Source organism: Streptomyces sp. NPDC001889 (genome assembly GCF_053594535.1).
The window spans coordinates 239,624-261,623 of record NZ_JBSFER010000010.1 but is presented as its reverse complement, the minus strand read 5'-3'; the positions used below and the strand labels follow the sequence as shown (position 1 = coordinate 261,623).

26 protein-coding genes, 3 tRNA genes and 1 pseudogene are annotated in these 22,000 nt (G+C 74.2%); 15 read left to right on the top strand and 15 right to left on the bottom strand.

Annotated features, from left to right (window positions below):
• Nucleotides 1-144 precede the first annotated feature (144 nt).
• A complete protein-coding gene (locus ACWCRA_RS14155; RefSeq protein WP_451067685.1) occupies nucleotides 145-855 on the top strand; it encodes a hypothetical protein in 711 nt (236 codons plus the stop codon).
• A gap of 140 nt (nucleotides 856-995) precedes the next feature.
• Nucleotides 996-1,193: a hypothetical protein gene (locus ACWCRA_RS14150; protein ID WP_451067684.1), complete on the top strand. Its 198-nt coding sequence runs from the start codon at nucleotides 996-998 to the stop codon at nucleotides 1,191-1,193.
• Between the two features lie 80 nt (nucleotides 1,194-1,273).
• Here ACWCRA_RS14150 and ACWCRA_RS14145 read toward each other — a convergent pair whose 3' ends face one another.
• From ACWCRA_RS14145 to ACWCRA_RS14105, 9 genes and pseudogenes are all read right to left on the bottom strand, one after another.
• Nucleotides 1,274-1,927 carry a M15 family metallopeptidase gene (locus ACWCRA_RS14145; RefSeq protein WP_451067683.1) on the bottom strand — a complete coding sequence of 218 codons (654 nt, stop codon included), beginning with the start codon at nucleotides 1,925-1,927 and terminating at the stop codon, nucleotides 1,274-1,276.
• A gap of 145 nt (nucleotides 1,928-2,072) precedes the next feature.
• On the bottom strand, nucleotides 2,073-2,630 hold the full coding sequence (locus ACWCRA_RS14140) for a hypothetical protein (protein WP_451067682.1): 558 nt from the start codon (nucleotides 2,628-2,630) through the stop codon (nucleotides 2,073-2,075).
• Between the two features lie 104 nt (nucleotides 2,631-2,734).
• Nucleotides 2,735-3,160, bottom strand: a complete 426-nt coding sequence (locus ACWCRA_RS14135; RefSeq protein WP_451067681.1) for a hypothetical protein — start codon at nucleotides 3,158-3,160, stop codon at nucleotides 2,735-2,737.
• 15 nt (nucleotides 3,161-3,175) lie between these two features.
• A pseudogene (locus tag ACWCRA_RS14130) lies at nucleotides 3,176-3,837 on the bottom strand (XF1762 family protein).
• 26 nt (nucleotides 3,838-3,863) lie between these two features.
• Complete coding sequence (locus tag ACWCRA_RS14125; protein ID WP_451067680.1) at nucleotides 3,864-4,085, bottom strand: hypothetical protein; 222 nt, start codon at nucleotides 4,083-4,085, stop codon at nucleotides 3,864-3,866.
• A 100-nt stretch (nucleotides 4,086-4,185) separates the two neighbouring features.
• On the bottom strand, nucleotides 4,186-4,776 hold the full coding sequence (locus ACWCRA_RS14120) for a hypothetical protein (RefSeq protein ID WP_451067679.1): 591 nt from the start codon (nucleotides 4,774-4,776) through the stop codon (nucleotides 4,186-4,188).
• Between the two features lie 463 nt (nucleotides 4,777-5,239).
• Complete coding sequence (locus tag ACWCRA_RS14115) at nucleotides 5,240-5,395, bottom strand: hypothetical protein (protein WP_451067678.1); 156 nt, start codon at nucleotides 5,393-5,395, stop codon at nucleotides 5,240-5,242.
• Between the two features lie 127 nt (nucleotides 5,396-5,522).
• On the bottom strand, nucleotides 5,523-6,029 hold the full coding sequence (locus tag ACWCRA_RS14110) for a hypothetical protein (RefSeq protein WP_451067677.1): 507 nt from the start codon (nucleotides 6,027-6,029) through the stop codon (nucleotides 5,523-5,525).
• Between the two features lie 334 nt (nucleotides 6,030-6,363).
• The gene (locus tag ACWCRA_RS14105) at nucleotides 6,364-6,894 is read right to left on the bottom strand and encodes a hypothetical protein (RefSeq protein WP_451067676.1); all 531 of its coding nucleotides are present in this window, start codon (nucleotides 6,892-6,894) and stop codon (nucleotides 6,364-6,366) included.
• Nucleotides 6,895-7,362: 468 nt separating this feature from the next.
• Between ACWCRA_RS14105 and ACWCRA_RS14100 the strand changes: the two genes are divergently transcribed.
• Nucleotides 7,363-7,944 carry a hypothetical protein gene (locus ACWCRA_RS14100; protein WP_451067675.1) on the top strand — a complete coding sequence of 194 codons (582 nt, stop codon included), beginning with the start codon at nucleotides 7,363-7,365 and terminating at the stop codon, nucleotides 7,942-7,944.
• Between the two features lie 137 nt (nucleotides 7,945-8,081).
• Here ACWCRA_RS14100 and ACWCRA_RS14095 read toward each other — a convergent pair whose 3' ends face one another.
• The 3 genes from ACWCRA_RS14095 to ACWCRA_RS14085 all read right to left on the bottom strand — a co-directional run bounded on the left by ACWCRA_RS14095 (nucleotide 8,082) and on the right by ACWCRA_RS14085 (nucleotide 9,358).
• Nucleotides 8,082-8,576, bottom strand: coding sequence for a hypothetical protein (locus tag ACWCRA_RS14095; RefSeq protein WP_451067674.1), 495 nt, complete (start codon nucleotides 8,574-8,576; stop codon nucleotides 8,082-8,084).
• A 547-nt stretch (nucleotides 8,577-9,123) separates the two neighbouring features.
• Nucleotides 9,124-9,194: transfer RNA gene (locus ACWCRA_RS14090), tRNA-Glu, on the bottom strand.
• Between the two features lie 91 nt (nucleotides 9,195-9,285).
• A tRNA-Glu gene (locus ACWCRA_RS14085) sits at nucleotides 9,286-9,358 on the bottom strand.
• Between the two features lie 214 nt (nucleotides 9,359-9,572).
• Here ACWCRA_RS14085 and ACWCRA_RS14080 point away from each other — a divergent pair.
• Both ACWCRA_RS14080 and ACWCRA_RS14075 read left to right on the top strand, forming a co-directional pair.
• Complete coding sequence (locus ACWCRA_RS14080; protein WP_451067673.1) at nucleotides 9,573-9,746, top strand: hypothetical protein; 174 nt, start codon at nucleotides 9,573-9,575, stop codon at nucleotides 9,744-9,746.
• Nucleotides 9,747-10,152: 406 nt separating this feature from the next.
• Nucleotides 10,153-11,571 carry a hypothetical protein gene (locus tag ACWCRA_RS14075; RefSeq protein WP_451067672.1) on the top strand — a complete coding sequence of 473 codons (1,419 nt, stop codon included), beginning with the start codon at nucleotides 10,153-10,155 and terminating at the stop codon, nucleotides 11,569-11,571.
• Nucleotides 11,572-11,896: 325 nt separating this feature from the next.
• On the opposite strand, the gene ACWCRA_RS14070 is transcribed toward ACWCRA_RS14075, so the two are convergent.
• Nucleotides 11,897-12,193 carry a hypothetical protein gene (locus tag ACWCRA_RS14070; RefSeq protein WP_451067671.1) on the bottom strand — a complete coding sequence of 99 codons (297 nt, stop codon included), beginning with the start codon at nucleotides 12,191-12,193 and terminating at the stop codon, nucleotides 11,897-11,899.
• Nucleotides 12,194-13,018: 825 nt separating this feature from the next.
• Nucleotides 13,019-13,095, bottom strand: a tRNA-Ala gene (locus ACWCRA_RS14065).
• Between the two features lie 2,438 nt (nucleotides 13,096-15,533).
• Here ACWCRA_RS14065 and ACWCRA_RS14060 point away from each other — a divergent pair.
• Nucleotides 15,534-16,208: a hypothetical protein gene (locus tag ACWCRA_RS14060; RefSeq protein WP_451067670.1), complete on the top strand. Its 675-nt coding sequence runs from the start codon at nucleotides 15,534-15,536 to the stop codon at nucleotides 16,206-16,208.
• 250 nt (nucleotides 16,209-16,458) lie between these two features.
• On the opposite strand, the gene ACWCRA_RS14055 is transcribed toward ACWCRA_RS14060, so the two are convergent.
• Nucleotides 16,459-16,587 carry a hypothetical protein gene (locus ACWCRA_RS14055; RefSeq protein WP_451067669.1) on the bottom strand — a complete coding sequence of 43 codons (129 nt, stop codon included), beginning with the start codon at nucleotides 16,585-16,587 and terminating at the stop codon, nucleotides 16,459-16,461.
• Nucleotides 16,588-16,594: 7 nt separating this feature from the next.
• Between ACWCRA_RS14055 and ACWCRA_RS14050 the strand changes: the two genes are divergently transcribed.
• From ACWCRA_RS14050 to ACWCRA_RS14010, 9 genes are all read left to right on the top strand, one after another.
• Nucleotides 16,595-17,164 carry a PP2C family protein-serine/threonine phosphatase gene (locus tag ACWCRA_RS14050; RefSeq protein ID WP_451067668.1) on the top strand — a complete coding sequence of 190 codons (570 nt, stop codon included), beginning with the start codon at nucleotides 16,595-16,597 and terminating at the stop codon, nucleotides 17,162-17,164.
• Nucleotides 17,165-17,486: 322 nt separating this feature from the next.
• Complete coding sequence (locus ACWCRA_RS14045) at nucleotides 17,487-17,747, top strand: hypothetical protein (protein WP_451067667.1); 261 nt, start codon at nucleotides 17,487-17,489, stop codon at nucleotides 17,745-17,747.
• A 227-nt stretch (nucleotides 17,748-17,974) separates the two neighbouring features.
• On the top strand, nucleotides 17,975-18,586 hold the full coding sequence (locus tag ACWCRA_RS14040; protein ID WP_451067666.1) for a hypothetical protein: 612 nt from the start codon (nucleotides 17,975-17,977) through the stop codon (nucleotides 18,584-18,586).
• A gap of 86 nt (nucleotides 18,587-18,672) precedes the next feature.
• Entirely contained in the window at nucleotides 18,673-19,365 is a 693-nt protein-coding gene (locus ACWCRA_RS14035) for a hypothetical protein (protein WP_451067665.1), read from the top strand.
• A 69-nt stretch (nucleotides 19,366-19,434) separates the two neighbouring features.
• On the top strand, nucleotides 19,435-19,704 hold the full coding sequence (locus tag ACWCRA_RS14030; RefSeq protein WP_451067664.1) for a hypothetical protein: 270 nt from the start codon (nucleotides 19,435-19,437) through the stop codon (nucleotides 19,702-19,704).
• Between the two features lie 132 nt (nucleotides 19,705-19,836).
• Entirely contained in the window at nucleotides 19,837-20,286 is a 450-nt protein-coding gene (locus ACWCRA_RS14025) for a hypothetical protein (protein ID WP_451067663.1), read from the top strand.
• A gap of 43 nt (nucleotides 20,287-20,329) precedes the next feature.
• A complete protein-coding gene (locus tag ACWCRA_RS14020) occupies nucleotides 20,330-20,779 on the top strand; it encodes a hypothetical protein (protein WP_451067662.1) in 450 nt (149 codons plus the stop codon).
• 46 nt (nucleotides 20,780-20,825) lie between these two features.
• On the top strand, nucleotides 20,826-21,164 hold the full coding sequence (locus tag ACWCRA_RS14015; protein WP_451067661.1) for a hypothetical protein: 339 nt from the start codon (nucleotides 20,826-20,828) through the stop codon (nucleotides 21,162-21,164).
• A gap of 292 nt (nucleotides 21,165-21,456) precedes the next feature.
• Nucleotides 21,457-21,942 carry a hypothetical protein gene (locus tag ACWCRA_RS14010; RefSeq protein ID WP_451067660.1) on the top strand — a complete coding sequence of 162 codons (486 nt, stop codon included), beginning with the start codon at nucleotides 21,457-21,459 and terminating at the stop codon, nucleotides 21,940-21,942.
• The last annotated feature ends 58 nt before the right edge of the window (nucleotides 21,943-22,000 follow it).

Here is a 22,000-nt window from a genome sequence, read left to right as displayed (position 1 = left end):
CCGCCGGACAGGCGCGCTCCCGGCACGGCGCCGGCAGAACACGGCCGGGTTTCGTCGGCGCCTCATCTCACTTGACGCACTTTCATGCTTTATGTCACTCATGCCCGCCGTCCTCGGCGGTGACCGAGAGAAGAGGAGTCCCCTATGGCCCATCGACGCTCCGAGTACGACGCGGGCCAGGCCGCCAAGCGCTTGGGGGTGCCCGCAACGATGTTCAGGTGGGCCCGGCACACCGGTCTCGTCCCCGCCCCGGACATGTCCTTGCGGCGGTGGTCCCGGGCCGCGGTGGAGGCGCTGGACGCCGACGCCATCCGGGCCGCGATGCCCGTCTCGCCCATCAGCGGAAGCGCGGCGGCGGACCGGGTCGCCGCCGCGCTCGGCACCCCGAACCCGACCGCGCACGGCGAGAAGTCGACCGTGACGGCGTTCGTGGTGCGCCGGTTCGTCGACCGCGGCCTGCTCGCCGACCTGAGCGCGAACCCGGACGGCGGATCACTGCACCACCCCGGCCAGGTCGCTGAAGTCTGCCGTCGCGCGGACCTGGCGGACCTGGTCGCCGCGGACACCCCGCTCGGCCCCGAACAGGCCGCAGCCCGTCTCCGGGTTCGCCGCGTGGACTTCGACCACATGGTGCGGCTCGGCTGGGTCCGCTCCCCGCAGTCGGTCGAGGTCCGCTTCGGCACCAGCCGGGCCGGCGCCGTCGACGTCGCCCTCTACACCACCGCCTCCGTCGACGCGATCGTCGCCGCCCACCCCGACATCGACTGGGCGCAGCTGCGCGCGGTGGAGAAGGGCCGGCGCTCCCCGCTCGCGGCCCTGCGGGAGGCAGCCGCCGCGGAGCCGGCGCCCGCCTGACCCGCGTTCGCACCCGGCCGTCCCACGCACCGAGCGGTGCGCGGGCACCGCGCATACCGACCCGACCGGCGAGTGGGCCGGGACAGACGACCGTCTGTCCCGGCCCACTCGCTTTTCCGTCCCCGTGTGAAGGAGCACCTGTGTTACACCGCATCGCCCGCCGCCGGCGGGCCCTCGCCGCGCGCGCCCGCGCCGGCGCCCGGAGGGCCGGGCGTGCCCTCGGCCCCGAATTCGCCCGCGGAGCAGCCCACATGGCGGGCCAGATAGTGATCGGCGTGGCCGTGCTCGCCGTTCTGGCGTGGCTCGGCGTGCCCGTGCCCGCCTTCCTCACCCCGTGAACGGCTCCCCGCCGCCGGCCGAACCCGGCCCTGCGGGGCCGGGTTCGGCCGGCGGCCCGCTCGCGCCGGGGCGGCTGCCTCTACCGCCGGTCCACCGGTCCGTAGCGGGCCGCCGGCGCCCCGGTGGCCAGGGCCCAGTAACGGTCCCCGAACGACCAGTGCCACCACTCGGTCGCGTAGTTCACCAGGCCGGCCGCCTCCAGCGCGGTCCCCAGGATGTCGCGGTGGGAGCGGGCCCGGGCGCTGATGTTGCCGGCCCGGGTGTAGCAGGCGCCGTCGCTCTCCTCAGGGCTCGCGTTCATCCGGGTTCCCAGGTCGAGCTCGCGGCCGTCGGCGCCGGCCAGGGTCAGGTCCACGGCGGCGCCGGCGCTGTGCGGGGCGATCTCGGGCGGGGAGACGTAGCGGCTGGCGGCGGAGCGGAGCTCGGCGGCGGACCAGCCGGGCTGTTCGGCACGGAGTTCGGCGGTGTACTCGTCGAAGTAGCGGCGCTGGAGCGCGGGCGGCCGGTATCCCTCGACGAACAGCAGCCGCAGGCCCCCGGGCAGCGTCTCCTGCGCGGTGAGCAACCGGTCGAGGACTCCCTCGCGCAGATGGGCGAAGTCGCCCGCCCGGTCGTGCTTGCGCTCATCGACCAGCAGCCGGCCCGCCGTGCGTACGTCCACGAGCCGTTCGCCGCACTCCCGCACCGCGACGGCGGCGACTTGGGGGTCGGACATCAAAGTGATATCGCTCATGAGCCGATCATCCCGCCGAAGGCCGGCGCCGCCCAGACCGTCTCCGGCCGCCCGGACGGGCACGGGAGGGCCCGGCCCGGAAGGAAGCGGGGAGACGGTCGGGCGCCGTGCGGCAGCGGCCCGCCGGCGCCGGACGGGGCGGTGTTCACGGGGTCCGGTCCCGGCGCGCGGCCGGCCGCGAGCGCGGCGGCGCGGTGTCCAGGGCCCGCTCCAGCCAGACGGCGACCGACCGCGCTCTCTCATCGCCTTCGTGGGGGACGGCGGGGCTGGTGCCGCACCGGCCGAACTGGTCGTGCCAGGTCCGGTCCGTGCCCAGGAAGACGGCGCCCAGACGCAGTGGCAGACCGCGGGCGGTGAACTGGTCGGCGGTGATGTCGAGGAGGAGACCGTCGCGTTCCAGCCAGGCGTGGGTGAGGTCGCCTTCCCGCCGGTGCAGGACGCCGCCGGCCAGCCACCAGCCGCCCAGCCCCCGGCGGTCGAGGTGCGCGGCCAGGGCGAGGGAGGTGAGCCGGCAGGCGCCGAGCGGGAACGTCTTCAGGGCCGGGGGAAGGGGCCCGCGTTCGAGCGCGGCACGGGCCCGGACCGCCTCGGCGTGCACGGCGGCGTACTGCGGCGGGGCGGCGGCCGAAGGGGACGGCCACCGGTGCGCACGGGCGGTGGCGAACGGAGACGGGGACGGGAGGTGCGATGGAGAGTTCGTCATGGGGGCGGACCGTAGAGGGGCGGCGGGGTTTGCGTCGCCTCCTCGTCCGCCGATGCGGTACGGGCACCGGGCCCGGCCGGCGGGAAGGACCAGTCCCCGCGGGTTCAGGGGCGGGTGGTGAGCAGCACGGCGCCGGCCGTACGCATCCATTCCCGGTGGGCGGCGTGGTCGGGGTGAGCGGGAGCCAGGGGCCAGACGGGCCGCCAGCGGGGGCGGGCTCCGGCGGGGGCGTGGACCTGGTCGAGGCGGTCGTGGGCTGCGCCGTCCCCGGCCCGCCAGTGTTCGAAGACAGTCAGGGGGCCGGGGAACCGGGCGGTGAGCGCGGCGGTGATCTCCTCGGCCGCGTTGGTCACGGACACGCCGGCGCCAAGCTCGGTCACGACCGCGAGACGGCCGCCGCCCCCGGTGCGCCACACCCTCAGCCGCGCCGATCCCCCGCCGCCGGCGCAGGAGGAGGGGTAGCGCCAGGCCGGTTCGTCGGTCACGGGCCGGCGGGGTTCGGGGATGTGCGCCAGTGCGGTCCAGTTCATGGCGGGTTCCTCCGGTCAGGTGATCGGGTCGGGGCGGGACGCGGCGGGGCTGGCCGGCCCGGTTCCGCAGCGACGCCGCCAAGCGCGCTGGCGGCAGCGCGGGGAGCAGTAGCGGGCGGGCCGGCCGGTCGTCCTCACCGGGATCGGGCGGGCGCAGGGGGCGGCGGAGCAGCGGGGCGCGCCGGTTTCGCCGGGGGTTTCGTCGGGGGTTTCGTCACGCTGCGGGAGAGGCGGCGCGGTACTGGTGGTGATCTCCCACAGGGTGCGCGCGGTGTGCTCGGTGCCGAGGCCGCGGCGGGGGCGGCTGGGGGTGTCCCATCCCGCGCGCGGCGGGCGGACGGCCACCCGGCGCCATCCGGCGGCCCGGAGGCTGACGCCGCTCTCCGTGTGCTGGGTGTAGGTCAGGGCCCGCCGGTAGCCCATGGCACGGGCCGTCCGCCAACCGCCCCGTACAGCGCCGAGCAGGCGTTGGGCGTGCCGTCGGCGGCGAGCCGGGTCACTTCGAGGGTGAGTCCGTCGTCGTAGGCGCGGGCGACGGGGCGGCCGGCGATGGCCACCCCGACGAGCCGGCCGTCCGCGGCGCGGGCGCCCACGGAGAACTTGTGGCCCTGGGGCGGGCCGTGGTGGCGGTGGACGCGGTCGACGTAGTCGCGGGCGGCTCGGAGAGTCAGCGGCACGATCGTCACGGTCCCCCCCGGGCGCTTCACGCGGCGCCGGGGTCCTCGGTCACGGCCGGGTGGCCGTCGACCAGGACCGGGCGCCAGTCGTCGCCGAGGTCGACCCTCCCGGCGCACTGGTGGCACAGGTCGCCGACGTCCGCCAGCTCGGCGGCGAGGGCGGCGATCACCCGCGGGTCGGTGTCGTCGGTCTCGACGAACACCACGGTCTGCGCGGACGTCGTCAGCGGTACTCGGTACCGGGGCACTGGGGCACTCCTCGTCGTACGGGTCCCGGACACCGGGCCCGGGAGGAAAGGGAACAGGAAGGAAAAAGGGGGGAGCAGCGGCAGGGAGGGGATCCGGGGGTCAGGGCTTCTTCCAGCCGGAGAGGGTCCAGCGCAGTCCCGCGTCCAGGCGCCGTCCGCACACGGGGTGGTGGCAGAACTCGGTGCTGCCGTCGGACAGGGTCTGGTGGCCCTTGCAGCTCATCAGCCAGCGGCCGACGGCGTCGCGGACGTGCGCCTCCTGCGGGGAGAACACCGACTCCCGCACGAGGGCCGCCTTCAGCGTCGCCGCGGTGCCGGTCCCCGGGCAGGCGCGTGCTCCGTATCCGGGCCCGTGGCGGGCGATCAGCTGGTCGGGCGCCACCTCCACGACGTCGTCGCAGACGCGGCAGGCGGTCCAGTAGCGCCGGTCGGCGGTGCGGGAATCGCCGTGCCGGGTCCACGCGACCTCGCCGGGCGCCGGGCGCGTCGAGGGTTCGTAGCGGTCGTACTCCCCGACCGTGTCCGGCACGTCGCGCCAGTGGTGGACCAGGTCGCCGCCGGTGAGGCTGAGACGGAAGGCCTTCAGCTCGTAGGGGGTGGCGTCGAACCAGTACGTGACGCCGTCGATGGTCCGCTCCCACGCCACGACGTTTCCCGTCGCGCCGCGGGTCCTGCGTACGGACATGCTCATGTTTCCTCCTGAACAGGTGTCTTGGGCCGCGCACCGCGGCGGGCGGGGCCGGTGCCCGGAACGAGGTCCGAAACGGCCGGGGGGCGGAAGGGCATCGGCGGGACGGCGCCGGCCGCGGGTGAAGAGAAGGGAGCGTCCGCGGGGCAGGAACCGCACGGTGCGGCCACCGGTCCGGGACGGAGCGGCGTCTCACCGCTTCCTCAGGGCGCGCCAGGTGCGCCGCGGCCGGGGTGAGAAAGCGAACGGCGAGCAGCGCCGCTTGGCGGGCGCGCCCGCCGCGCGCCACGGGCCACGGGCCGGGGAAGCGGACTTTGGTCCTCCGCCCGGCCCGCTCCCACGGCCGCGCACGGCCGAGGAGGCAGCCGGCCATCGCGGCCGTGGTCATCGCGAGGAGCAGGGAGCACTCCCGGGAGCGGGGACCGGAGCGGCACGGGGCGGAAGGAGGGGCGCCGTCGGCGCCGGGTCAGTCACTGACGAAGATCACGGCCACGACACCGAGCCAGGCCAGCACGGCGACGATCGCGCCCACGGCCACCGCGGTCGCGGGGTCGGCGGACAGACCGTAGGTGACACTGCCGGACAGGCCGCCCAGGAACAGACCGGCCAGGAACACACGCACGACAACCTCCGGTGAGGAGAGCGGGGACAACGGCGGGCCCGGGACCGAGCCCGCCGGGTGAAAGGGCACCGGCGCCCGTGGCGGGGTACCGGAGCGGCCCGGCAAAAAGGGGGGAGGCCGCCGGTTCTCACCGGGGGCCGGTGAGAACGACCACGTCCTGGGCGGCGACTCCGTGGTGCGCGGCCACGGCCTTCTCGGGAGTTCCGGCGGCGTCGAACAGCCCTTCGCGGACGAGGTCGTCGACGGTGGGCACCAGGTAGGTGACCCGCAGGCCGAGGGGAACCGAGCCGGGCCCGCCCTCCAGGGCGAGCAGGGGGAACGGGCCGGGGCGGGGCGCGAGGACGCAGCCGCTGACGGTCCAGAACTCCTCCCGGCCGCCGTCGGCGCGCTGGACGCTGAATCCGTCGCCGTCGGCGAGGGAGCGCAGACCGCGCTCCCCGTACGCGGCGGCGGTCGCCCGGTCCTGCGGGGCGAGCAGGTCCACCGCGGTGGTGAACATCTCCACCGCGCGCCACATCTCACGCTCGGCGTCGGTGCCGGCGGAGGTGTGGGAGAAGACCCGCAGCATGGGGTGCTCCGGCAGATAGCCGGTGTGGTGGGCGGGGCCGGTGTTGTGCCAGACGGTCACGCGCACGGAACAGAACCTTCCGGAGAGGGGAATCGGGGACGGCGCGGACGGCAGCGCCGGGCAGAAAGGCCCGCTGGAGCGGGAACCGCCCCGGGCCCCTCTCCGGGGGGGGAGGGAAGGGGCCCGGACGCGGCCCGGGGGTTCTCCGCCCAGAGGGTGGCGGACAGAGAGCCCGGTATGCCGCCGAGGAGGGGTACTCAGCCGGACCGGCCCTGTACCCCCAAACCCTTGGTGACTCTTAACACTATACCTACCGAAGTCGGGGAGGGCAAGTCATAAGAGTCACGGTCGGAGCCCCTCGCCCTGCATCCCAGCCGACTCGCCCCCGGGGAGAGAGCGGCTACCGGCGGCGCACGTGCGGACGGTCGGGGTCCGGGTACAGCGCTCCGCGGCCGGCCACCTCGGGGAACTGGTCGGCGGGGCTGATCGCGCACGGCTCCCCGAAGTCCTCCGCCCATCCGATCGCGGCCCGGCGGCTCCACTCCCGGCGCAGGACGAGCTCCTCCTCGGGCCGCCACACGAGCCAGTCGCCGCGGCCCCCGCGGCGCCGGTACCAGGCGAGCGCGAGGACCACGCCGACGGCGGCCTCCACGGCGGCCAGCGACAGCGGGAGCACGCGGAAGAGCCCCGTGTGCGGCTGCGCGAGGAGGACCGCGATGGCGGCGCCGGCCAGCCAGGCCGGCCAGTGGGCGTACGGACGGCGCGGGAAGACGTGCCAGCAGGCGAAGACGGCGCCCAGGAACAGGGCGACCGCGAGGTACAGCGCCGGCGTGACGGTCCCGGCGCCGACGGCCAGGACGGAGCAGACCACGCCGCCGGCGGCCAGGGCGCCCGCGGCCACGCGGTCGCGCTGGAGATCGGGCTCTGTCACTTCGGCGTCGTCCTCTCGGTTCGTGCGCTCCGCCGCGCCCGGCGCCCGGGAGCAGCGGGCGGCGCTGCGCCGGGGATGCCCGCCGGCGGACCGCCGGCCGTTCAATGTACCGACGGACGCGGCAGGGCGGGACCGGCGCGGGCCCGCCCGGATGCGGACACGGCGGCCGGGGAAGGAGGGCCGCCCCGGCCGGAGGCAGGGGCGGCAGGGACCAGGGGCACGGCGGACGCGGCCGGAGCCCGCCGGACGCGGGTTCCGGCCGGAACGGCTCTCCGCGGAAGGACCGGCGGGCCGATATCCTGAACGGCCGCACCTCGATCGTGCGGTCCGCGGCCGGGCCCACCCCCGGCCGGAAGGTGAACCGTGCTGCCGCGCGGAGACGAGCCTTCAACCCCGGTGCCGATCCTTCCGTGCGCCCTTGGCCGATGTCGTGGTGGGGCGGCGCCACCAAGGGTTCAGGAGATCGTCATGGCACGTCCGAGCAGCAAGAAGACCAACAGCCGCAACGAGCAGAAGCTGGCCCGCGCCCTGCGCGACGCCGACGGCTGCGGCTACCAGGAAGCCCTGCGCCGCGTACGGGAAGCCGCCAGGCGCGGCCCGCTCCCCTCCGACCCCGCCCAGGCTCTGGCCCAGCTCACCACCGCCCCCTCCCCCGGCGAAGCTCAGCCGCGCCCCGGCGACCAGCTGACCCTGCCCGGCGTCCGGGGCCGGGTCCGGGGCAAGACCGGCCCCTCCGCCGAGGTCGCCCTGGAACTGGCCCGCCGCGCCTCCCCCGGAGTGCTGGCCGACGGGAACGTCCGGGGCGGCGAGGAGAAGTCCCGCCACGTCCTCAAGACCGCGCCGCCGCACATGACCGTTCCCGCCACCGGCCCGGTTGTACTGGTGGACCACGATCCCCAGCCCTCCCTGGGGACATGGCCCGCCCCCGGCTCCGCGTACCAGCCGGTGTTCCTCGACCTCCTCGGCCCGGCCACGCCTCTCCCGAACCTGAGCGACGCCGAACAGGACGAGATCCTGCGCCAGCTCGGCTTCGAGCCCGGAGCCCGCTGACCGCACCCCGGTCCCGCCGGTCCCGCCCGGGGGCTCGTCGCCTGTGCGGGGCCGCGGCACGGGGCGCCGCGCAGCAGGTGCGCGCCGTGCCGGGCGAACTCGCGCCGGGCCGGCACCGGGACCCGGCCCGGGCCGGGTCAGGCCCAGGACACCGCGCGGTCGCGGGCGGCGCACCACTGGGCCAGCCCGTGCAGGTCCTCCAGGCGGTCCTGGAGGTATCCGGCCGGGCGGCCCAGGTCGACGACGCGGCCCAGCGCGGCGGGCGGCACTCCGGCATCCGCGGGCGCGGCGGCCAGCGCCACCAGGCAGCGGCCCAGGAAGTCCCTCGCCGCCGCCGTACCCGTGAGATCCCCGCCGCCGAGGCCGAGCGCGTCCAGCACGAAACGCGCGTTCGCGTTCGACAGGCACACGTCGGGAACCTCACCGTCCGCGTCGAGCGGCCGGACGAACGGCCGGCACCGCCCCGGGAACTCGCACCCCGCCAGCACCGCCTCGCCCGGACGCTCCGGGAACACCGCACGGGCCGCCTCATGGGTCGCGTGCACCTCGGCGACCGCCGCCGCCCCCTCGCACATGCAGCTCACCACGAAACCCCGCGCGGGCAGCCACCCGGCCGTGAACACCACCGACACCAGCACACTCCTCAACTCAATACAGACGGAACCAGTACGGCCACCGCGACAGCCGCGTCACGGGAAGGCGAAGGGGAAGACAGGGAAGAGCCGGGCCACCGGGAAAAGGGCGCGCCGCACGGTCAGACGGCCGGGCCGCCCTCGGCGAAGGCCCCGGCGAGTTAGCCGAGGACGCCGTCACCGGCCGGGCCGGGGTGGGACACGGCGGCCTCCAGCGTGAGGACGGGAGCCGGCCCGGGCACGGGGGCTCGGCGCGGAAGGGCGCAGCGGGCGACATCCGCCGCCAGGACCTTTGAACGCTGAACCGCTCGGCGACGCCAGAGAAAGGGAGGCCGAACGGGCCCGGCCCACCGCGCTTGCAGCGGATGCCGCGCGGAATGGACGCGGCCGGTCCCCGACCCGGGCGGAGCGGGGATACGGGCGGTGCGCGGTCACCCGCGCGGGCCCGTATCCCCGCTCCGCCCGGTGCCCGGCTCGGCGGCAGGCGGAGGATGCCTGCCGCGACCCCCCACGGGGCGGAGCGCCCCGTGGCCAGGCCGGGATGACGCACCCCTGCGGGGACTCGAACCCCGTTCCCCGGGTCGAAAATCCGGAGTCCTACCCATGGACGACAGGGGCCTGGCGATGCGCCGCACAGCGTGCGGCCCTCCCCCGTCCGCACGGGAGAGGGGACCGGTACGCGACACGGGGGGTGTGCCGCGTACCGGAGTACCCCTGGCGGGATTCGAACCCGCGATCGCCCGGTTGAGAACCGGGCGAGATGACCGCTACTTCACAGGGACTCACACTTTTTGACTCTTAAAACTATACCTTGCGAGGGTGCGGCACGCAAGCCGCGAGTCGACCGCCACCCCACCCCCACACACCCCCGCCGAGCGGCACCGCAGCGGCCGAGACCGGACCGACGTCAATCAATTGACTCTTATGGCTTGCGTACGAGATGTGCTGAATGTATAGTTTTAAGAGTCAACAAGGACGCGACAGGGGAGACCGGAAATGACTGCGAACACCACCACCTGCACGTGCGGCGGCTCCGGCACCGGCGGCTTCTTCGCCGCCGACGACGCCGACATCCGCTGCGAGGGCTGCGGCGAGCGCGTGCAGATCAACTGCGAAACCTCCTGCGGCCGGTGCTGCCACCACTGCCACCTCGTCTCGCCCTGCGACTGACCACCGGTACGGCGGCCCGCACCACGCGGGCCGCCGTACCGGACACCGGCGCGCGGGAGACTCCCGCCGCGCCCCGCCGACCGGACCCCCGCCACCCCCGGAGCCCCCGTGCAGACCCCGGCCCCCCGTCCCGGACCGTGCCCCCGCTGCTCCTCCCACGACCTCGTCCCGTACCGGACCCACCCCCCGCACAAACCGCCCTGCGCCCCCAACTGCCGCCCGGCCGGACTCCTCTGCCTCAACTGCCGCACATGGCGGCCCGCCTGACCACCCGCGGACCCGGGAACCCCCGGAGCCCGTGGCGCTCACCCCGCCCGCGCACGGCCCGGCAGCCGTGACCCGGCGGCCCGGCCCACCGTTGAACAGCGCGGCCCGTCCGGCCCGACAGCCTGCGGAAAGGAGTACGGTGCCCGCGTCGTTCACCACCATGACCCCCGGCGATCCGGCGAACGAGGCGTACGCCCGGCTCGTGCACGGCACCGCCCTTGCCGACGCGGTCCGGCTCACACGCGAGGAGGAGCAGCGCCGCCAGGAGGAGTTCTCCCGGATCTGGGAGCGGCTGCTGCACAACGCCGGGGTCACGGCGTGGCTGGCCCCGGGACAGGACCTGGGGTGGCGGGGCGGGACTCCGCGCCGGTCCCTCCGCGCGAGCGGCGGGCGCACCACGGACCCGGTCCGGCTCATCCCGTGGGTGCTGCGGGAGAAGCTGTCCGGCGACGTGGTCTACGAGGATGCGGCCCGGCGCGCGGAACAGGTCGTCCGCGGGAACGGTCTGGAGCCGGGCGACGCCGCCAGCATCCGCTTCCGGAGCACGAACCCGGCCGCCGCCGACGGACAGCCGCTGCCGCCGGGCCGCGAGCGGGAGGTGGAGCGGTTCCTGGAACTCCAGGCGATGCTCGCGGCCTACACCGCCACGCCGTACTTCGTGCCGGCCTCCGGCGCGTTCGACGCCGCCACCGGCCTGCCGCCCGAGCCCGGGGCACCGCTGCGGCTGACGGCCGAGGCCGTGCTGGTCTTCCACGACGGCGTCCCGCTGCCGGCCGTCATCGCCGACGACGAGGCCCTCCACGCCCACGCCGCCGACCGCTTCGGCGCCGAGCACGGCACGCTCTTCGACGGCGGCCCCCTCGTGATGGGCGGCGTGGTCCTGGCCCGCCCGGACGACGGCACCGACACCGCGCTGCTGTTCAACCCGGCCCTGGGCTGGCTGATCATCGCCAACTGCATCAACGGGCAGTACGCGTGGGCGATGCACCCGGTCCACCGGCTCGACACCAACCCCGGGCCGGCCGCCCGCGTGCTGCGCACCTACGCCGCCCTGAACGCGCTGGAGGACTGGGACACGCCCCCGCCGGTCCCGGGCCGTGCCCGGCCGAGCGGCAGGAGCAAGAAGAAGGACCGGCTGCCGGCGGCGCAGCGGCGCCGGCAGCAGCTGGAGCAGGCCGCCCGGACCCCGCAGGCCCGCGCCGGCGCTCTCCTCGGCGTCCGGGTGCTGTCCTTCACCGCGCCGCCCCACCAGGCCGCCGCCCCTCCCCCGCGCGACGGCAGCGCGGGCAGGGCGCCCGCGCAGTACCGCGACTGGCGGCGCGCACATTGGACACGGAACACCAGGGTGCACCTCCTCGACGAAAACAACCGTCCCTCCGGACCCGTCTACGGCCCGGACGCCGTCGAGGGCGTGACGTTCACCCGGCGCCGGACCCGGGTGAAAGGGACCTGGATCAACGAACACCTCCCCGACCGCCCCGGCCGGGAGACGGTGTACGCGGTGGACCCGCAGCTGACCCGGACCACCACGGAACTCCCCGACCACGGCCGCCCCTGACCGCCCCGGGCCCGGCCGGCGCCGACACCCGGCTGCCCGACACGCGGCGGCCCGCCGGCCTCGACCAGAACGACCAGGAAACCGTGCCGGGGCCCGTGGAGAAAGGCCGCCCGGCACGGCATGGTCTCCGGCGTCATGAACAGCCGCCCCGCGGAATGGGCGGGAACGGGAACAGCGCCCGGGCCAGAGGCACGGGCGCTTACGGCAGCGGGAGGCGGCGACAGGCTCAGCGGCCGGGCGGACCCCGGCCGGGGGCGGCGGCGGGTGACCGGCTCCGCGGGCGAGCAGGGTCGCGGGCTCTCCCGCCGGGACTCGAATCCGGTCGTCACGAGGACGCGCAGCCCACGAACAGCCAGGTGCCGTCATCCACCGGGATCGCACCGGCGGGCCCCCGCTTGGCGCGGATGCGCTCGTCATCGGTGTTCAGCAGGTGCACGGCGTACTCCTCAGCGGCGGCCGGGGACATCGGACCGTCCGCGACCAGCACGAAGCTGTCCTTCTCGGCGATCGTCCCGGTGTACCCGCCGTGACCGTGCTCCCAGGCCGCGTCCTGCCGGGCAGTCAGGAATGCCCTCCCGGCGTCCCCGCCCGAGCCGGTGGTGATGAAGTCGCAAGCACCCATGCCGTATGACTCCTCTGCGGCAGCGCCGTGGTACGGCCGCCCAGAAGGACGGCGGGACGAATACCCGCAGAACCGCACGGGAGACGGGAGTGCGCGTCACCGGGTGACGCACGGCGGGACGGAAGGCGAATCGGTGGGCGATCGCCGGTCCGGGCGGGTCGCGCGCCCCGCCGGGCGAGGACCGCCCGGCCGGAGACGGGAAGCGAGTCGGCGCGGCGTGGGGAACCGCGCGGGGTCGCATGTCCCGCCTCCGGCCGGGACGGGGCACCGCTCCCGGGGCGGAAGCGGTGAGCGCTCCTGCGGGGACTCGAACCCCGGTACCCGGGCCGGCGACCCGGTGTCCTGCCCACGGACGGCAAGAGCCAGTGGCGAAGTGCCGCGCACCACGACGGGATCCGGGCCCGCAGCCGCCCGCCGGAACGGGAAGGAACGAGCCGGGACCGCCCCACGGGGCGCGGCTTCCCGCCACCGGACCGGGGACGGATCAGGCAGGGCCCGCGAAGGGCTTGCCCGTCACCTTCCCCGGCCGGGGCGGGGCCGCCGCCGGCTCCTTCCCCGGGAGCCTTCGGCGGCGCGTGCCAGCGGACCGGATCCGCCGGGGAAGCATCACCTCCCCGCTGACACGTCGTGAACTCTGCGGGTACTGCTCCCGCTCCTCCCCCTCATCACGGGGGGCGTGCTGCTGACACCACGAGTCCCAGAGGGCGCGCTTTCCCTCCTTCAACCCGCACCGGGGATCAGCCGGGCAGGTCCGTTCCACCGTGCCGGTGCGCGTCCCCTCGACAGGGACACCGCCCCCGTCCGAAAAGGGGCGCACCGGCACACCGCGATCCGAGGGGACTCGAACCCCTGACCCTCCCCCGGCATGGGGGCCGCTCTGCCGAACTGAGCTACGGACCTGCCGGACAGTGCGGACCGGCCGCCCCGCACCACCCGGCGCCGGAGGGGACGATCACCCCTTCCGACTCTTAAAACTATACCTCGCGGGGGCGGGGAACGCAAACCATAAGAGCCATACTCAAACCGCTCCCCCGCCACGCCCCCACCGCCCGCCGCACCCCTCCGCCGAACCCGGCCGGGCAACCGCCACCGCCCCGGCCGCCGGCCCCGCACGCAGAACGCGACGCCGCCCGGCCACCCCGAACCAGCCACCACCCCCCACGGCACCCGGCACCCGGCAGAACGAACCGGACGGGGGCGGGCACGCAACCACGAGCAGCAGCACCGCCCGGGCACCGGGCACCCGGGCACCACCCGCAGCCGGCACCGCGCAGCACCGGCGGCGAGCAGCACCCCGCACCCGGAGCAGCACCCCGGCGCAGCACCAGCACCCCCGCGAACAGCACCGGCGAACAGCACCGGCACCCCGGAAACCTCCGGCGAGCACCCGCACACCGGCCCGGGACACCAGCACATCCGGGCACCCCGCCCCGGCCACCCCTGCCGCCGGGCAGCACCCCCCGGCACCACACCCCCGCCCGCGGCCCGCGCCCGCCGGCCCCGAACCCGCGACCGCCGACCTCCCGGGCCGGCGAGCACGAGACCGAGGAGACTCCGCGACCGGCCGGCCGAACGGGCCGCCGGCACCACCGCGCCGAGCAGCCCCGCCGGACAGAACGCCGGCCGCCACCCCCTCGCCCCAGGAGCGACACAGGAACACGGGCCGGCCCCGACCCTCCGGCCGCCTCCGCCTCCGGGCCCGCGGCCGCCCCGGCCCCGGAGGACGATCCGGGGACCTCCCCGCGAACCCCGACTCCCAGCCGCGCAGAACGGGAAACCGGCGGGCGCCCGAGCATCCCCTCGGCACCACCGGGGGCCAACCCCGCGACGCCTCCGCGACGCGCCCGGAACGTCCTCCCGGCCCGGCCCGTACGCCACCCCGGACACCACGACGACCACCCGACCAGGACCACCCCGAACCCCACCCCGGCCCGACCCCACCCCACCGGAACCCCCAGACCACCCACCCGGCCCCCACCCCGCCTCCCAGACTCCCAGCACCCCCCGGAAACGCCACCACCAGGCAAAACACCGGGCCAACCTCCCAGACCACCTGAGAAAAACAGACAAAACACCCCACCTGGGAGCCACCACCCCCCACCCGCCTCCCACCCCGCCTCCCAGCCCCCGCCCCCGGCCGGACACCCACGCGAACCACCCCCGCCCCGGCCCCGCCCCCGGCGGCCGGAACCGGCCGCACGACAACAGACCGGACCGGACCGGGCCGGACCGGCGACGACCAGACCACCCGGCACACGGACAGCGGGACGCACGACGGCCGGCGGGCACGAGCACAGACCGGAACAACGGACCGACCACCCCGACAGCCCAGCCACCCTCACGGACCCGGCGGACGACGGGGCGGCGGACCGGACACCGGAAGGCGACAGGCGGACGGCGGGCCGGACGGCAGGAGACCGACGACGGCCCGCGGCGGACGACGGTCACACCCGGCGGACGACGGCAGCGGCGGGCGGCATCCCCCGCACAGGCCCACCCCACGGCAACAGACCGGACCCCGGAGCCGGCCACCCCCACCGAAACACCAACCGCCACCCCACCGGACAGAACCGACCCCGACCCCACCGCCCGGCGGGACCGGACCGGCCCCCCACACGACAGCCGGCGTCCGGCCCGCCGCCCCGGACCGGCAGCACCCAGCCGCACCAGCCGCACCAGCACCACGAGCAGCACCCCGGCACCCCGGCACCCCGGCACCCGAAGCAGCACCACCGGCGAACAGCACCAGCACCACCCACAACACCGGCAACCCGAGCAGCACCCCGGAACAGCACCCGGAACAGCACCACCGGCGAACAGCACCCCGGCGCAGCACCAGCACCACCCCGGCCCGGCACCCCGCAGCACCACCCCCGGAGCACCACGGACAGCGGCAGCAGGAGCAGCGGGCGCACAGCACCCCCCCACCGACACCACCGGACACCGGCACCCCCGCACGAACCCCACACCCAACAACCCACAGCCCGGCGGCCGGCGCGGACCCGAACGGACCCCGCACACAAAAATGATTCTTAAGACTTGCATCGCCGGACCGCGCACATGTATAGTCTTAAGAGTCAGCACGACGGAGGCGGAAACGAGAGGCCCACCATGAACTCACACCTCGGCACCTACAAGGGAAACCGGACCCGGGCCATAGCCGTGCAGGGCTTGCGCCGTTCCGGAGCAAGCGGCCCCCACCAGCGCGGCGCCAAAGGGAAGCGCGACCGCAGGGGAGCGCGACGGGCGGCCATTCGGTACTCGATGACGGCCGGATAGAGGGCGCGGGAAGGCCGACGCCCCGCTTGAGTTCAGTCCATCACTCACCAGGAGAGAGCACATGACCCGCAGCCTGACTCGAAACATCATCCGCGCCGCACGCCGCACTCCGGACAGCAGCCAGAAGTTCACACACCTGGTCGAGGTGCAGATCATCTTCCCCTTGGCGACCTTCGCCGATGCACCGACGCCCTGGTCCCCCGGCCCGGACTTCACCGAACTCGCCGGTGGCTCATGGCTGCGCGACAACCGGGACGGCACGCAGACCGCCGTCGTGACCGGAGTCGGCCCCAAGCAGCTCCCGGCCGCCGACGGCGGCGTCTGGACGGACACGGAGGTATGGACGGTCACGGCATCCGACCCGAACATCTTTGCCCACCTGCACGACAAGCCTCACCGGATCACCCGGGCACTGGGCAGGCCCGGCGCGCAGATCACGCGGGAGCCCCAGACGGGCCACCCGGCCGACGCGGCGGAGGACTACTGGCTCGATGTCTACATGACCCACAACTTCCTGCCCTCGAAGCGTCCTGACGGCCGCTACGCGCTCACCCTGGCTTGCGCACCCAACGCTTCCTGGGAGTACGGACCGTGGCCGCTCGCAGACGCCTGCAAGCGCTTCATGTCCTGGCCGGGAGTGCGCGCGGTCGTCCGGAACGTGACCGACACCAACCCGGGCACCAACACGCACCCCCAGTCGTCCGTCCTGCGGATGCACCGGTTCTCCCGCATCTGACCTCCCCCCTTTGTGACTCTTAAGACTTGCGTCACCCTCGCCCGTCGAGTAGAGTTTTAAGAGACACATGGGCCGCCTCCCCGCTCCGGCGGGCGGAGAACACCGCCCCGCCCTCGACTCACCCGCGCCGAAATCGACCCACTCGGCGCGCACTCCGCGCCGCCGGCGCGACCGACCAGCCTCGTGCGGCGGTCCATCGGCACAACTCCCACCACACTCCGGAGGCACCCCTGTCCACGCACGCGACCGCTCAGCGCATCGGCACCCGCTCCCACCAGTGCGACGCCACCTCGACCTCCGTCGACCGGGGCACGCGCGCCTGGGTCCTGCTCGACGGCATCGGCTCGACCACCGCTGTTCGCGCCTGGACCCAGGACAAGGCGCGGATGCTGGCCCGCCTCGGCGCTCAGACCGGCAATCCGGCCGCCGCCATCGCATCGGTCCGCGCCGCAGTGGACCACCAGGACCGGGTTCAGCGCGTCGACCCCGACAGCGAGAACGAGCCGAGCGCCGTCGCCGTCGTGGCCGTGCGGGCGAGGGGCGGGCTGCTCCGCGTCGCCTGGTGCGGTGACGCCCGCGCGTACTGGCAGGCTCCGGGGGAGCCGATGGTCCGGCTCACCATCGACCACAACTGGGCCGAAGACGCCCGCGCCCAGGGCTCCCGCGCCGTTCCGTTGTGGTACCGCAACATCGTCACCTCTCACCTGGGCCGCAGCCCCGACGGCGACACCTTTGGCGAGCTGGGAGTGGCCGAGCCGGTGTCCGGCGCAGGCCGACTTCTTCTGTGCTCTGACGGCGTCTACTCCCCCTTTGAGGACAACGGCAGCGTGGACATGGACCCGTTGCTGGCAGCGGGAACGCCCCGTACGGCCGCCAGCAGGCTGGTCGCGACCGCCATCGCCTTCCCGGCCGATCGCCGCGACAACGCCAGCGCGCTCGTCGCCGACCTGCCCTGACCAGTCGCCCGACCGCCGTCGCGGCACCGCGCCGCTGTTGCTCGGGCACGTCTCGACAGCCCCGGCCGCCGCAGATGCCGGGGCGGCTGGAACGGTCGACCGACGGCGGTCGCAGTGCAGGGCACTGGAACTGCGGCCGCGCGAACTCCACGACTTGGCGCAGCGACGTGTTCGACACGGCCGGGATGCCATGCGGGCGTGAGGCCCACGCTCCACCTTTTGACTCTTAGGACTTGCATCCCCCCGACGCCTTTTGTATAGTCTTAAGAGTCAACAGGGCGGGGCGCAGAGCACCGGCCAGCACCATCTGCAAGGAGTGATCATGACCGCCGTCATCGCCGAAGCCGCCCCGATCCACCCGATGGCAGTCACCGAGTTCGACTTCATCTCCTGCGACCAGTGCACCAGGCGGTCCGCCTTCTTCGACGATGGCGACGCGGGCACTCACGCCGCCCACGACGCCGGGTGGCACGTCATGAATCTGGACGAGTGCGGCTGCTCGAACATGTGCCGCGACTGCGCCGAAGAATGGTGCGGAGCCGTGGACGACAGCCCCCGCCTGTTCGGGATGCGCGTCATCTGACTACGACGGGAGGGCGGGACGACCGCCCTCCCTCTTCCGTCCGCCGCAGACCCGGCGCGCCACGGGGCGGCCTCCGGACACCGGGAAGAGCGGAGCCCTCACCCTGATTTGACACTCCGGCCGGGGCTTCGCCCATCGGCCGACAGAGCCCCACTCGCCGCCCCGGGCCCGATGAACGGCAGCGCCCGCACCTCCCTACGGGGTATCGCCGCACAGGAGACCGCCGCATGTCGACCACCGACCACGCCGATGCCGTCCGCGACATCCTCGCCGACTACGGACAGATGGACAGCTCTCACGAATCCCGGCTGGGCGAGTACCCCGACCATGTCCGGGATCTGGACACGGAGGAGTGCGCCATTCGTGGCCGTCCGGTCCCGGACGAGTATCTGGACTTCTGCGAGGAGGACGACGCGTGCGCCCACGAGGCCCGTGACTTCCTCGCGCGGGCCATGAGCCGGCTGGCGGACTGGTTCGGGGAGCCGACCGACCGGGAAGCGACCCAGGACGGTTACAACGACAGCAACAGCGCCGGACGCGACCTGCTGCCGAAATGCCTGCTCGACGAGGCGCTCGACGCGCTGCGGGACGTGTTCGCCAAACGGGGCCTGAGGGCCGCCTCGGTGTCCTTCCTCATCACCGAGACCGACAGCGGGCTCAGCTGGAACCCGGACGGGCCGCTGCTCGCCTCCGCCGACGGGGCCGAGCTTCCCGGCACCGTGAACCTCAGCGGCACGCCTGTCGCCGACGCGCTCGACGGCATCACCGCCTTCACGGAGCCGAGATTCGGAGACACGCTCCGTTTTCAGATGGAGCCCCGAGTTTCACATGACTCTTAAGGCTTGCATTCGCGTTCCGCTCAAGATAGAGTCTTAAGAGTCAACGAGGGGCGCGGTGGCGCCGGACAGATGGGATGTGCCGAACAGTGAACGACTTCCGTGAGACCCGGATCCGCGTCGCCGGCGTCGAGCAGGTCATCCGCACGGAGCGTGTGGGCTCGTTGAAGCAGCTCGAATCGAAGCACTCGCGGGCCGTGAAGGACGCCCTCATCTCCCTGCGGACCAAGGAGAATGCCCGCACGTTCCACCAGGAGCTGGCGGAGACGAAGGCCCGTACGGCGACGCGCTTCCCCTCGTACACCGACCACACCTCGGCACGGAAGGCTCATCCCCGCCCGGCCCGGGGCGGGGTGCCGGACTACCTCGTCCAGCTGTCGCCCGGCCACTACGCCACCAGCGAGGCCGCGGACTCGCTGGGAGCGGCCGAGCACCTCGACGAGATCCTCCCCGGCCTCGCCATCGCCCGCTACGGCAAGGGAGGGTCGAAGTGGCTGCTTCAGCACCTGCCCTCCGTGGCCGTAGGGCGGACCAACACCCATCTCGGGCCGGTGTTCAAGTCGCGCAAGCGGGCCCGCGAGGTCGCCCTCACGGAGCTGGCCCACCTCGACTGGACGCGCACCGCGGAGGAACTGCTCGCCGACACGAGGACTGCGTCCACCATGCAGATCGTCAAGTGGCGGGAGTTCATCGCGGCGTCGAAGCGGAACGCGTGGGCCAAGGAGCATCTCCGGGAGGCGGAAGCGAAGCTCGCCCGGCTGGGCGTGGACCTCGCCGCGTAGCCGACCCGAACCCAGGGGACCGCGCCCGGCGCGGCCCCTTCACGGCGCGCACCGCCGAGGAAGGAAATGATGAACCGTCCCACGACCGTCGCGGAGGCGGTGCGGTACCTCACCCGTCACACCGACGGCGCCCCCTGGCCCCACTTCGGGGACACCCGGGAGCGCAGCGCGTATCTGGCGGGCAGGGTCGGGCGCCTGACGACGGAGGACCTGGAGTACGGGCTTCTGCTGGCCGGGGTACTCGGCGAGCGGTGGCACCGCTCCCTGACGCGCGGCCAGCGTCAGGACGTGTACGACGTGGCGGCCGCGATGCGCCGCGCCCTGTGCGCCCGCCGGTGAGCCCGGCTCTTCGAGGGGCCGAGTAAATCCCGTTTTGATTCTTATAACTTGCACGAGACGCACTCTCAATGTAGAGTCTTAAGCGTCATTAAGGGGTGATTCCGCCCCTCCCCCCGAGTCCGAAGAGGCATCATGACGCAGCGCACGGCGGCGCAGACCGTCTCCCTGTACCGGGTCCGCGTGACGGCACCGGTCTCCCGCCTCCCCACCGGGCCGACCACCAGCGTCCTGGTCGGCCATCCGGCCCCGGGCAGCTTCGCCCCCGCCGCCGTACGCGTCATCCCGGCTGCGGACATCCGCCCCGGCGACATCCTGCTCGGCACCTGCCAGCCGTACTACGACCGGCGCGCCTTCCAGCCCTTCACGGACCGGGCCGAGTTCGTCTCGTACTTCAGTGGAACCCCCATTCCTCAGCGGCAGGGGGCCCGCGTCTTCGACGCGAACCACTGCGACCGGTGCTGGTCCAACGCTCAGCACCGGCTCATCGCCCCCGGGAGCGGATTCACCGTCCTGGACGGGTGCACCCCCTACCCGCCCGGCGCCCTCCTCCTGGCCGTTCCCCGGGCGCTCGCCGCCCGGTGACCGCGCCCCGGGCATTCGCCGCCGTACATCCCCAGGAGAAGACGTGCCCATTCACCTCCCTGTGCCCGGAGCCCCCGTCCGGGGGCCGGACGGCCAGGGCTGGAACCGCATCGCCCTCGGCTCACTCGCCGGCGACGAGTGCGCCCTCCGCCCGCGCCGACCCACCAAGCTGATCGAGTCCTTCGACACCCGGCTGGCCGCCTACGGCGGCTTCGGGCCCTGCGTCCGTGACGGCCGGTGCACGGGGTGCCCCGTGCTGGCCCGGATCACCCACCCCGCGCTCCGGCCCGTCCTGTCGACCGGCGCCGCCCGCGTGCTCTTCCGCCCGGCCCCCGCCCGCGCGGGCATCTGGCTCGCCGACGGCGAGCAGGCGGGTGCCCCCTCCCACGCCGGCTGGACCCTCGAACAGCTGGCCGCGCTCGAAGCCTGGGAGTTCGAGCGACTCCACCGCGACGAGCACGGCGAGGGCTTCTGGCTCCACCGCATCTCCTGACCTCGCCCTCTTCCCACCACCGCGCGCCGCGCGACCGGAGACCCTGTTGCAGCTCAACACCACGTCGGTGACCTACCACCAGATCGGCCATGAGGACCTGGAGGCGTTCGCCGAAGCGCACTACGGCCGCCGATACAGCGCCGTCAGCGGCCTGTGGGCGGTCAGTGAGGCCCACTACTCCGCCACCGCCTCGCCCACGCACCGCGGCACGGGCCCGGACGGCCGCCCGGCCGAACGCCCCGGCCTCGGCCCCGAGGACCGTGCAGCACTGACGGCCTGGCTGTCGGGGCACGGGCACTACCCGCCCCCTGCCGTCCTCCTCAGCGACCTCGCTCTGCGCGGCGTCATCCCGGCCGGCGAGTACCTCATCCACGTCTCCCGCTGACAGGGCCGGGCCCGCAGACGCAGCTCCTGCGGCCCCGGCCCTGTCAGCGGTCCGGAATCCACCACCCTGGTGCTGTTGCGGGAGCACGGCGGACAGCGGACCCGGCTGCGGAGCTGGACTCACCGCGGCGTCCTCACCAATCCACGACGAAGGCCGAACGCTGCCTCCTTTCCGAAGACGCGACAGGGCGGCAGAGCCTTTGAATCCAGGGCCAGCGTCGTGATCATGTTCCCCCGGGGCCCGGACTCACCCCGCCGGGCTGTGCGCGCCGGACGGCGGGGATGATGCCCTGGTGGCGACCACCCTTGAGCTCTTCGCGGACTACTTCCAGATCCACGTCCTCGACGAAAAATCCGAAGGCGACTTCAGCGATGTGTGGACCCGGCAGACCGTCTTGGACGGCCTCGGCGTCATCGACGACGCCCTCGCCGTCGGCACGGCGGTCAACGACACCGTGACGGTGACCGTCCGCATCCTCCCCCGCCGGCCGGACGACGACAGCCACGACTTCGACCACGTCGTCGAGGCGAGCCTCCACACGCCCTCAGGACGGCTCATAGTGATGGGCTGCACCGACTACCTCGACGACGCGGCCCGGTTCGACGTACCCGCCGGCTGGACACGGGCCCGGGCCTCGCGCCGGAACCTCGCCGCCGCCGTCCGCCGGTCCGAGTCGGACGAGGAGCCCGAAGCGACCGAGGAGGTCCGGCTCCAAGTCTGGCCAGCCCCGTTCTCCGCGCCGCACATCGTCAAGCGATGGCCCCCCTCACAGAGCTAACCCCCGGACAGCGCGCCCTTCGCGCTCACCGGGCCGCCGCGCGCCCGCGTACGTCCAC

What these genes read in the sequence shown, in the direction of transcription:
- ACWCRA_RS14155 (WP_451067685.1), top strand. Translation starts at nt 145, where the DNA reads ATGGCCCATCGACGCTCCGAGTACGACGCGGGCCAGGCCGCCAAGCGC.
- ACWCRA_RS14145 (WP_451067683.1), bottom strand. Translation starts at nt 1,927, where the DNA reads ATGAGCGATATCACTTTGATGTCCGACCCCCAAGTCGCCGCCGTCGCG.
- ACWCRA_RS14140 (WP_451067682.1), bottom strand. Translation starts at nt 2,630, where the DNA reads ATGACGAACTCTCCATCGCACCTCCCGTCCCCGTCTCCGTTCGCCACC.
- ACWCRA_RS14135 (WP_451067681.1), bottom strand. Translation starts at nt 3,160, where the DNA reads ATGAACTGGACCGCACTGGCGCACATCCCCGAACCCCGCCGGCCCGTG.
- ACWCRA_RS14120 (WP_451067679.1), bottom strand. Translation starts at nt 4,776, where the DNA reads ATGAGCATGTCCGTACGCAGGACCCGCGGCGCGACGGGAAACGTCGTG.
- ACWCRA_RS14100 (WP_451067675.1), top strand. Translation starts at nt 7,363, where the DNA reads ATGGCACGTCCGAGCAGCAAGAAGACCAACAGCCGCAACGAGCAGAAG.
- ACWCRA_RS14080 (WP_451067673.1), top strand. Translation starts at nt 9,573, where the DNA reads ATGACTGCGAACACCACCACCTGCACGTGCGGCGGCTCCGGCACCGGC.
- ACWCRA_RS14070 (WP_451067671.1), bottom strand. Translation starts at nt 12,193, where the DNA reads ATGGGTGCTTGCGACTTCATCACCACCGGCTCGGGCGGGGACGCCGGG.
- ACWCRA_RS14060 (WP_451067670.1), top strand. Translation starts at nt 15,534, where the DNA reads ATGACCCGCAGCCTGACTCGAAACATCATCCGCGCCGCACGCCGCACT.
- ACWCRA_RS14050 (WP_451067668.1), top strand. Translation starts at nt 16,595, where the DNA reads ATGCTGGCCCGCCTCGGCGCTCAGACCGGCAATCCGGCCGCCGCCATC.
- ACWCRA_RS14045 (WP_451067667.1), top strand. Translation starts at nt 17,487, where the DNA reads ATGACCGCCGTCATCGCCGAAGCCGCCCCGATCCACCCGATGGCAGTC.
- ACWCRA_RS14040 (WP_451067666.1), top strand. Translation starts at nt 17,975, where the DNA reads ATGTCGACCACCGACCACGCCGATGCCGTCCGCGACATCCTCGCCGAC.
- ACWCRA_RS14030 (WP_451067664.1), top strand. Translation starts at nt 19,435, where the DNA reads ATGAACCGTCCCACGACCGTCGCGGAGGCGGTGCGGTACCTCACCCGT.
- ACWCRA_RS14025 (WP_451067663.1), top strand. Translation starts at nt 19,837, where the DNA reads ATGACGCAGCGCACGGCGGCGCAGACCGTCTCCCTGTACCGGGTCCGC.